We start from the raw sequence: 11,333 nt of genomic DNA on the forward strand, positions 1-11,333 counted from the left end.
GTTTTTAGCCTCAAATGCAAAACAGTAAACACATTTGAGATACCTTGAATTTTGCTTTGATGTATTAATGTAGAGGTCGCATCACTTGCACAAGACCAAAAACAATCACACTTTTATCCTAACAATTAAACTAAATTATAATAAGCATGAAAAGAATCTTTACAAGAATTTCTGTTCTGGCCGTATTTTTTTTACTCGCAACTAACGTAGCATTTGCGCAAAACATCACTGTAAAAGGTGTTGTAACAGATGGAGGTGACAAGACCACCATGCCAAGTGTAAGCGTACAAGTAAAAGGAACGCAAACCGGAACACAAACAGATGCAACGGGTGCATATAGCATCAGTGCACCAGCTAACGCAACCCTTGTTTTTACATTTGTTGGTTATGTAACTCAAGAGATTGCTATAGGCAATCGCACAACAATCAACGTAGTATTACAATCTTCAAGTCAGCAATTAGACCAGGTAGTTGTTGTGGGATATGGTACGCAAAGAAAGATTGATGTTACGGGTTCTGTAGCTTCAGTAAAAGGTGAAGAAATTTCTAAACAAGCATCTGTAAATCCAATCAGTGCTTTACAAGGTAAGGTTGCCGGAGTTTCGATTACAAATACTGGTACTCCTGGCTCATCGCCTAAAATTACTATCCGCGGTACAGGAACAGTTTATGGCAACACCGGCGTTTTATATGTTGTAGATGGTGTTTGGTTTGACGATGTAAGCTTCTTAAATCCTGGAGATATTGAGAACTTAAGTATTTTAAAAGATGCATCATCACAATCCATTTATGGTATTCGTGCTGCGAATGGAGTAGTACTTATCACAACTAAGAAAGGTAAAAACGGAGATCCAATTATAAGCTATAACGGTTCAGTTGGTTATAAAAAAGTGACTAATCAGATAGAGATGGCCAATGCGACTGAATATGCAACGATCATTAATGAATTGATTAAATCTAATGATGCAACGGCCACACCATTATTTGCAAATCCTTCAAGTTATGGAGAAGGTACAAACTGGTACAATCAGGGTTTTAGAAATGCCTTACAAACTAATCATCAAGTTTCTGTAAATGGTGGTTCAGAGAAAACTACATATAACTTCTCATTAGGTTATACCAATGAGGATGGTATTGTTAAAACCCAAAACTACAAGCGTTATACAGCCAAGTTTTCAAACGATTTTCAGGTACTGAAGCCATTGAAAATTGGTTACACGGTTTCAGGAACAGCGATTAATACCAATGATATCAGCAGTGGTATTTTCCGCCAGTTGTATGCTGCAGGCCCGGTTGTACCTGTTTATTATGCTGATGGAAGTTATGGCGACGCCAATGATTTCGGCTTAGGTGGTGGTAATAACTTTAACCCTCAAGTAACTTTAGATTTTTTCAATCAAAAATCAAAAAACTACCGCATTACAGGTAATGTTTATGCTGAGTTAACAGTTGCCAAACACTTTACTTTCAGAACAAGTGCAGGTGGCGATTTTGGCCAAAATGAAGTAAGAGCCTACTCTCCAGTGTACCAAGCTACTCAAGGTCAAAGAACTACTCAAAGTACGTTGAACATCGACAGGGATGAAAACAGAAACTGGATTCTCGAAAACACTTTAACGTACAAGAATACTTTTGGAGATCATAATTTAACTGTATTAGTTGGACAAACTGCTCAAAGAAGAAAAAATTACTTTGTAAAAGCAACAGCATTTGATGTTCCTTACAGCAGTGACGGAGATTTATACCTTGCATTGGGTACCGCAGCAACTCGTCGTGTTGAAGATGGAGGAAGTTTACTAACTTCGGCTTCTTATTTTGGAAGAGTAAACTACTCGTTCAAAGATCGCTACTTATTAAATGCAACTATACGTAGAGATGGTGCTTCTCAATTCTTTAACGGTGGTGACTTGTGGGGTAACTTCCCTGCTGTAGGTGCTGGCTGGGTTGTAACTGGCGAAGATTTCATGAAGGACCAAAAAGTAGTGAACTATTTAAAATTAAAAGGTTCATGGGGTAAAGTTGGTAACGCAGGTGTTCCTGTAAACCCAACAACGTTAACTGTTGATCAAAGCGGAAAATTAGTTGCCTTCTTCAATGGTGTGGGTTATACTGGTGCAAATGTGAACTCTATTGTTCCATCATTCTTAAACTGGGAGCGCACTGTAGGTACTGATATTGGAATCGAAGCTAAATTCTTAAATAATCGTTTAAGCATTGAAACTGGTTTCTATAATAAGAAAACTGAACAGGCAATTTTTGATATTAACGTTTTACAATCAATCGGAACTTCCAGCGGTAAATTAATTGGTAACCAGGCTGATTTCCAGAATCGTGGTTTCGAATTTTTAGCCACTTATGCTGATCAGGCTAAAAATGGTTTCAGTTACTCAATTAGCGGTAACGTTGGTATCAATAACAATAAAGTATTATCAGTTATTACGGGCTTAAATCCAATTTATGCCGGTGGTGCAGGTATTGCGAATGGTGCTTTAGCAACCAGAACAGTTCAAGGTGGACCAATTGGTGCTTTCTTCGGCTATCAGGTAGCAGGTATCTTCCAAAACACAGCTGAAGTTGCTGCTTCTGCCCAAAGAACATCAGCGAAACCAGGAGATTTTAAATATGCTGACGTAAATGGCGATGGTGTTATTGACGGAAAGGACCGTGTGGTTCTTGGTAATCCTAACCCTAAATACAGCTATGGTTTAAGCGCAACATTTGGTTATAAAGAATTTGATTTATCTCTTGATGTGCAAGGTGTTGCAGATGTTGATGTTTACAACGCAAACGTTGCCTATCGTTTTGGTAATGAAAACTTTAGCAAAGATTTCTATGATAACAGATGGCGTGGAGAAGGAACATCAACAACTTATCCTTCTGCAAATGTCGGTTCTACAGCTAACTCAGCGCCTAATTCTTTTTATGTTGAAGATGGATCATATATTCGTTTAAGAAACGTTCAGTTAGGTTACACCTTGCCAACCAGCTTAATGACAAAGTTGACCCTGAGAAAAATTAGAGTTTTTGTTGATGCTCAAAATGCAATTAACTTATTTGGATACAAAGGATTTACTCCAGAGATTGGAGGAACGCCAACAAATGCAGGTATTGATGCAAATGTTTATCCACTATCTGCAACTTACAGATTAGGTCTTCAAGTTACTTTCTAATACCGATAAAGACATGAAAAATATTAAAAACAACTACATACAAAAGTTTGGGCTTATTGCTTTATGCTCAACCATTCTGATATCTCCTGCATGTAAAAAAGATTTTTTAAATGTAGATCCACAAGCGCAGCAACCTGCAGTAACATTTTGGAAAACTCAGGATGATGCTACCAAAGCCGTAAATTCTATTTATGGAAATTTGAGAACCTGGGAAAATACAGCTTTCCCTGCATTAGCTGTAGAAAGTATTCCTGGTGATGATGCTGAAAAAGGGAGTTCTGTAAATGATGCCAGTTATTTAAATAACTTTGATAACTACACAGCATCATCAACTGAAGGCCAATTCAGTGGATTCTGGACCGGACAATATCAAAATATCAACTTGTGTAACCAGGTTTTAGACAACATTCCTGCAATAAATATGGATGCAAGTTTAAAAGCTCGTTACTTGGCTGAAGCTAAATTCGTTCGTGCTTATTCTTATTTCAGATTAGTTAGGGCTTTTGGTGATGTTCCTTTGCGCTTGAATGTACCAAAAGATGCGACAGAATTTAACATTCCACGTACACCTAAAGCACAGGTATGGGCAGCAATTGAAAAAGATTTAGATGACGCTGCAGCTGCATTACCACAAACTTACACAGCAGTTGATAGAGGAAGGGCAACTAAAGGAGCTGCTCTAGCTTTACATGCAAAAGTTGCTATGTATCTTGGTAAGTGGGATTTAGTACTTTCTTTAACCAATACAGTAATGGGTATGGGTTACGATCTTTTCCCTAACTATGAGCAAAGTTTCAGGTTAAATAATGAGAATAACATTGAGTCAGTGTTCGAAATTCAATGTGAAATTAATCAAAGTATTCCGAATTCAGCAACATCTCAGTACAGCCAGGTCCAGGGTGTAAGAGGTTCTGTTGGAGGTTGGGGCTTTAATGTGCCAACAGCAGCGTTAGCAGCAGCTTATGAGCCAGGTGATGTAAGAAGAGATGCAACGATCATTTTTAGAGGTGAAACCACTCCACAGGGTGATATCATTGCTGCAACGGGTGATAATCCAATGTACAATCAAAAATCTTATGTTCCATTCAGCTTAATTATTACTGGTGTAAATGAAGGCGCACAACAAAATGTAAGGGTTCTTCGCTTCGCTGATGTTTTGTTAATGAACGCTGAAGCTGCAAATGAGTTAAATAATCCAACTTTGGCTAAAACCTCTTTAAATAAGGTTCGTGCTCGTGCTCGTGGTGGTGTAGCTGGTGTTTTACCTGATGTTACTTCAACAGATAAAGAAGCGATTCGTCAGGCAATCTGGAAAGAAAGACAAGTTGAATTTGCAATGGAATCAGATCGTTATTTTGATGTTATTCGTCAAGGTCGTGGCACTGCAGTTTTTGGTCCTAGAGGCTGGAAAGCTGGTAAAAATGAAGTTTGGCCAATTCCCTCAACAGAGATTGATCTAAGTGCAGGTACATTAACACAAAACCCAGGTTATTAACCTCTAAATTTTATAAGAATGAAAACAAAATATTTTTTATTAATGGCGGCGATGACTTTGGGGTTATCTTCATGTCAAAAAGAATTTGATCCTGCAAGCTATGCTCCGGCACTAAATATCGGTGGTTATACTAGCGCAAAACAAATAGCGCCAAGTAGTTTAGTAGCTTATTGGGCGTTTGATGGTAGTTTAATTGATAGTGTTTCTAATACTGTTGGTGTCAATACAGGAACTTCATTTGCTCCTGCAGTGAAAGGTAATGGTTTACAAGGTGCTTTAAATGGTTATGTTGTTTCTAATACTCCAGCTGCGGTTCAAAACCTTAAGAGCTTTACACTTACCTTATGGGAGAAGATGCCACTTAACGATAAGGGTATTGTTGGTTTAGTTGACGTATCCAATTCAAACTCTTTTTGGGGAAATATGACTGTTTTTTTCGAAAATGGTGGTACAGCCGCTTCTGGAAATTTGAAATTCCATTTAAATAACGCTGGTACTGACAATTGGCTAGGTAATTATGCTATGACTAGTCCATGGGATAAATGGAATCAAATTGCGTTAAGTTATGATCAGGGAACATCTACATACAAAGTATATGTTAATGGGGCAAAAATTGCAACGCAGGTAATTGCCAATAATGGCCCTTTGGTATTTCAAAATGCCAGCAAAATGGTATTTGGAACAGTTCATTTTCAAACTACACCTAGTTTAACTACTGCAACCAGTAAACAAGATTGGGCAAGTTATTTGGTAGGCCAGTTAGATGAGGTTCGAATTTATAACAAAGCTTTAACCGATACTGAAATCAGTTCGTTACAAAAGCTTGAAGGAAGAGGTAAATAAAATCCCAAATTCCTAACGGCACAAGTAAGAGGGTTGCCAAATGGCAGCCCTTTTTTAAATATCCAAAAATGAAAAACATCCAGATATATACTTTAATTTTTTCCCTCCTATTATTTGCTTGCAAAAAGGGTGGAACGTCTGATCCTGTTATCGATCCAGTTATTCCTCCGGCAACCTATGCTTTTTCTGACTTAAAAGTTAATGGCACTTTCAGTGGCTTTACTTATTATGGATTAAACAACAACCCTGTTGTTAAAATTACTTTCTCATCCCCTATCAATATAAGTTCCGTTAGCGGAAACATTACCTTAACAGACGCTGCTGGAAATGCAGCCACCTACACACCAACTTTAGAGAATAACGATAATACAGTAGTAATTACGACCTCAACATTACAACCTATTACAAAATATATTTTAACCGTAAATACGGGATTGCTATCAAAAACTGGCAACAAATTGCAAACAAGCATTGCCGTCAACCTCATCACAGCTGTTGACGATACCGATAAATTCCCCCGCATCACAGACGACGAGCTTTTAACACTCGTTCAAAAACAAACTTTTAAATATTTCTGGGATTTTGGCCACCCAACCAGTGGTTTAGCAAGAGAAAGAAATACATCTGGTAATACTGTAACTTCTGGCGGCTCCGGCTTCGGCATCATGGCTTTGGTTTCAGGTATCAGTCGCAATTTTATCAGCAGAGCTGATGGACTGGCAAGAATGCAAAAAATCGTGGCATTTTTAAAAACAGCTGAACGTTTTCATGGTGCTTATCCCCATTGGCTGGATGGAAATACAGGAAAAGTAATTCCTTTTAGCACTAAAGATAATGGCGGAGATTTAGTAGAAACGTCATTCTTAATGGCAGGATTGATTACTGCCCGTCAATATTTTAACGGCACAAACGCGAATGAAACTGCCTTGAGAAATGATATCAATACCATTTATAACGGTGTTGAATGGAGTTGGTATCGCAAAGATAATGGCACAACACTTTACTGGCACTGGAGCCCAAATTACAATTGGGATATGAACTTACCTATTAAAGGTTGGAATGAATGTTTGATTACTTATGTAATGGCTGCCTCCTCTCCTACTTTTTCGATACCAAAATCAGTATATGATACGGGTTGGGCACAAAATGGTGCCATGAAAAATGGAAACACTTATTATGGTGTTCAGCTTCCTTTGGGTACAGCAAATGGTGGCCCGCTGTTCTTTTCTCACTATTCATTTCTGGGCATCAATCCGAATGGCTTAAGTGATGCTTTCGCCAATTACGAAACACAAACAAAAGCCCATACTTTAATTAATTATAATTACTGTAAAGCGAATCCATTAGGAAATTATGGCTACAGCGAAAATTGCTGGGGCCTAACAGCAAGCGATATTCAAGGCGGATATACTGCAAGTTCACCGAATAATGACGGGGGCACGATAGCACCTACTGCAGCCTTATCATCTATGCCGTACACGCCAACAGAATCCATGCAAGCCATGAAGTATTTCTACTATAAATTAGGAAACAAAACCTGGGGCGAGTATGGTTTTTATGATGCCTTTTCACTGAAGGATCAATGGTTTGCGACATCAACACTTGCAATCGATCAAGGTCCGATCATCGTGATGATTGAAAATTATAGAACAAAGCTCATCTGGAACTTATTTATGAGTGCTCCAGAAATTAAATCAGGCATGCGAAACCTTGGGTTTAGCAGTCCCAATCTCTAAAATTAGTAATTACACACATGAAACTTACATTCCGACACCTTCTTTTTTTATCGTTAACCAGTATCCTCATATCCTCTTGTGCGCAAAAAGTCATTCAGACAGATACAACTGACGCTACGCTTAAAGGACGCCTATCAGATGATCAATTACTCGATCTGGTACAAAAACAAACCTATAAGTATTTTTACGAAGGTGCTGAACCAACTTCCGGTCTTTCCAGAGAGCGTTATCACAGCGACAATATCTATCCGCAAAATGATAAAAACGTTATCGCCACTGGTGCAAGTGGATTTGGCATCATGGGCACCATCGCTGCTATTGAACGCAAGTTTATCACCAGAGAAGAAGGATTTAAACACCTTGAGAAGGGTTTAAATTTTTTAGCCAAGGCAGATCGTTTTCACGGTGTTTGGCCTCATTGGATGTTACCTTCAGGAAAAGCAAAAGCATTTGGCAAAAATGATGATGCCGGCGATCTGGTTGAAACATCATTCCTGGCACAAGCTTTAATTTGTGTTCGTCAATATTATATAAATGGCAATCCACAGGAAAAGGCATTAGCTGCAAAAGCTGATGAATTATGGAAAGGCATTGACTGGAATTTTTTCAGAAAAAACAATGAGAATGTGTTGTATTGGCACTGGTCGCCAAACTCCGGCTGGAAAATGAACTTTGCCATTACCGGGTATAATGAATGTTTAATTACTTATGTTTTGGCAGCATGTTCACCAACACATGGCGTACCTGCCGAAGTTTATCATGAAGGATGGGCTAAAAGCGGTAAGATTAATACCAATATTTCAATTTATGGTCATCCTGTTAAGTTAAAACATAATGTGGTAGGTGAAAATGTGGGTCCGCTTTTTTGGGCACACTATTCCTATTTAGGTTTAAATCCAACCGGACTAAAAGATAGATATGCTAATTATTGGGAAGAAAATAAAAGCCAGACGCTAATTAATTACGATTATGCCATCAAAAACCCAAAAGGCTTTAAAGGTTATGGTAAAAATTCATGGGGCTTAACGGCAAGTTACTCTGTTAAGGGTTATGCGGCACACAATCCACAAGAAGATTTTGGTGTAATTGCGCCTACCGCAGCCCTTTCTTCATATCCTTACGCGAAAAAAGAAAGTATGCAGGTCATCAGAAATTTATATGAGAACCTAAATGATAAAGTTTGGGGCGAATTTGGTTTCTACGATGCTTATAGTGAAACAGAGAATTGGTTTCCAAAAAGATATATCGGAATAGATCAGGGTCCAATTGTAGTCATGATCGAAAACGGCAGAACCGGTTTATTGTGGAAGTTATTTATGAGTGCACCAGAAGTTAAAACTGGATTAACTAAGCTAGGATTTGAAAGTCCGGCTATAAAATAAAATCTCATCTCAAGGAGCTAAGCTTAATCATTAGTGAGATTGCTTCATACCTTGGATTGGCGTTCTAAGTTTAAAATATGAAAAAAACGGTACTTACAATTTACGTTTTGACTTTCTTCTTGGCGGCTTTCGCTCAGAAGCAGAAAACATATTGTAACCCCATTAATGTGGATTACGGTTATACACCTTTTGAATCTTTTACTGAATGGGGTAAACATCGTGCAACTGCAGATCCTGTTATTGTAAACTACAAAGGTGAGTTCTTGCTTTTTAGCACTAACCAATGGGGTTACTGGCACAGTTCGGACATGTTGAATTGGAAATTTATAGAACGTAAATTTCTTCGCCCATGGAACAAAACCAAGGATGAACTTTGTGCACCCGGGGTAGGTATTATTGGCGATACTGTTGTGGTATTTGGAAGTACATACACTAAAAATTTCACGCTTTGGGGAAGCACAGATCCGTTGGGAAATAAATGGTTTCCCTTGGTAGATTCCTTAGAAATTGGCGGTTGGGATCCTGCATTTTTTACCGATGATGATGGCAAATTTTACATGTACAACGGTAGCAGTAATAATTATCCGATGTATGGCGTAGAACTCGATCGTAAAACATTCCAGCCAAAAGGAACACGCACCCCTATGTATTTACTGCAAAGCTGGCGTTATGGCTGGCAACGTTTTGGAGAATACATGGATAATACTTTTCTCGATCCTTTTAGCGAGGGTGCATGGATGACCAAACACAAGAGTAAATATTATTTTCAATATGGCGCACCAGGAACTGAATTTAGCGGCTATTCTGATGGCGTTGTTGTTGGAACTAAACCACTCTTCTATGATAGTCCTTCAACACCGCAATCCGACCCACTAAGTTACAAAGGTGGCGGCTTTTCACGTGGCGCTGGTCATGGGGCGACTTTTCAGGATAATGCACAAAATTATTGGCACATTTCTACCAGCATCATTTGTGTGAAAAATACCTGGGAACGTAGAATGGGCATTTGGCCGACAGATTTTGATCAAGATGATGTGATGTGGACAAACACCGCCTTTGGAGATTATCCACTTTATCTTCCTTCTGAAAGAATAGAAAATGGCCCCGCCGGACCAGGCTGGATGTTGATCAACTATAAAAACCCAGTTACTGTATCCTCAACACTTGGCGGCTTCCATGCCAATAATGCGGTTGATGAAAGCATTAAAACTTATTGGAGCGCAAAAACAGCTAACAATGGCGAGTGGATTCAAACAGATTTAGGAAGTCTAGCAACGGTGAATGCCATTCAAATCAATTATGCAGATCAAGATGCTGAATTTATCGGCAAACAGGTTGGCATTTACCATCAATATAAAATCCTTTCATCGCTTGATGGCAAAAAATGGACAACCTTAGTTGATAAGAGTCAGAATAAAAAAGATGTTCCTCACGATTACATCGAACTGGAAAAACCAGTCAAAACGAGGTTCATCAAAATGGTAAACATCCACATGCCAACCGGAAAATTTGCCATCAGTGGATTGCGTATTTTTGGAAATGGAAATGGCGAAAAGCCTTCATCAGTTAAAAATTTAATTGTATTGAGAACTGAAAAGGATAAACGAAGTGCCTACATTAAATGGCAACCTGTAGATAATGCTTTTGCATACAATTTATATTATGGCACGGCGCCAGATAAACTTTACAACTGCATCATGATCCATGACGTTAATGAATACTGGTTTAAGGCAATGGATAGCCAAAAGGCCTATTATTTTTCAATCGAAGCCATAAATGAAAATGGAGTTTCGACAAAAACCGCAGTAAAAAAAGTTGATTAATTTTTAAAAGAATAAAACACATATATAATGAATAGAGCGAAAATCCTGGTTGTTTGTTTAACATCACTCGTATTAAATGCAACAGCACAAATCAAAAAACCTATATCCGCTGAAGAGGCAAAGATGAATACATTTATCACTAACCTGATGGCGAAGATGACTGTTGATGAGAAGATCGGCCAGTTAAACCTGCCTAGCTCCGGTGATATTACAACCGGTCAGGCTAACAGCAGCGACATCGGTAAAAAAATTAAAAACGGTCAGGTTGGCGGTTTGTTCAACATTAAAGGGGTTGATAAAATCAAAGCGGTTCAGAAAGTTGCCGTTGAAGAAAGCAGGTTAAAAATTCCTTTGCTTTTTGGCATGGATGTGATCCACGGTTACAATACCGTTTTCCCAATTCCTTTAGGCATGAGTGCAACCTGGGATATGACCGCTGTACAAAAATCGGCAAGAGTTGCAGCCATCGAAGCCAGCGCAAGCGGAATCAACTGGACTTTCTCTCCTATGGTTGATATTTCACGCGACCCACGTTGGGGAAGAATCTCTGAAGGTAGTGGTGAAGATCCTTATCTGGGCTCGCAAATTGCTGCCGCCATGGTAAAAGGTTATCAGGGTAAATTGCAAGCCAATAATGAAATTTTAGCTTGTGTGAAACATTATGCCTTATATGGTGCTGCAGAAGCGGGCAGAGATTACAATACTACTGATATGAGCAAGGTGCGCATGTACAACGAGTATTTCCCACCATACAAAGCTGCTGTTGATGCCGGTGCAGCAAGCATTATGGCATCTTTCAATGAAGTTGATGGTATTCCGGCTACGGGAAGTAAATGGTTAATGACTGAGGTTTTACGTAACCAATGGGGTTTTAGTGTGTACGT

The 11,333-nt window shown here is 38.8% G+C and carries 7 protein-coding genes; all 7 read left to right on the top strand.

Annotated elements, in window-relative coordinates:
* Positions 1-146: 146 nt before the first annotated feature.
* Entirely contained in the window at positions 147-3,170 is a 3,024-nt protein-coding gene (locus tag ON09_RS18905; protein WP_010602633.1) for a SusC/RagA family TonB-linked outer membrane protein, read from the top strand.
* Positions 3,171-3,183: 13 nt separating this feature from the next.
* Positions 3,184-4,665: a RagB/SusD family nutrient uptake outer membrane protein gene (locus ON09_RS18910; RefSeq protein ID WP_010602634.1), complete on the top strand. Its 1,482-nt coding sequence runs from the start codon at positions 3,184-3,186 to the stop codon at positions 4,663-4,665.
* A gap of 18 nt (positions 4,666-4,683) precedes the next feature.
* The gene (locus tag ON09_RS18915) at positions 4,684-5,508 is read left to right on the top strand and encodes a LamG domain-containing protein (protein ID WP_010602635.1); all 825 of its coding nucleotides are present in this window, start codon (positions 4,684-4,686) and stop codon (positions 5,506-5,508) included.
* 68 nt (positions 5,509-5,576) lie between these two features.
* The gene (locus ON09_RS18920; RefSeq protein WP_010602636.1) at positions 5,577-7,244 is read left to right on the top strand and encodes a glucoamylase family protein; all 1,668 of its coding nucleotides are present in this window, start codon (positions 5,577-5,579) and stop codon (positions 7,242-7,244) included.
* 17 nt (positions 7,245-7,261) lie between these two features.
* Positions 7,262-8,626: a glucoamylase family protein gene (locus tag ON09_RS18925; RefSeq protein ID WP_010602637.1), complete on the top strand. Its 1,365-nt coding sequence runs from the start codon at positions 7,262-7,264 to the stop codon at positions 8,624-8,626.
* Between the two features lie 77 nt (positions 8,627-8,703).
* The gene (locus tag ON09_RS18930) at positions 8,704-10,449 is read left to right on the top strand and encodes a discoidin domain-containing protein (RefSeq protein WP_010602638.1); all 1,746 of its coding nucleotides are present in this window, start codon (positions 8,704-8,706) and stop codon (positions 10,447-10,449) included.
* A 27-nt stretch (positions 10,450-10,476) separates the two neighbouring features.
* Positions 10,477-11,333 (top strand): glycoside hydrolase family 3 N-terminal domain-containing protein (locus tag ON09_RS18935; RefSeq protein WP_010602639.1); only part of this gene is annotated, 857 nt, incomplete at its 3' end.

The sequence above is a fragment of the Pedobacter agri PB92 genome (genome assembly GCF_000258495.1).
Lineage (GTDB): Bacteria > Bacteroidota > Bacteroidia > Sphingobacteriales > Sphingobacteriaceae > Pedobacter > Pedobacter agri.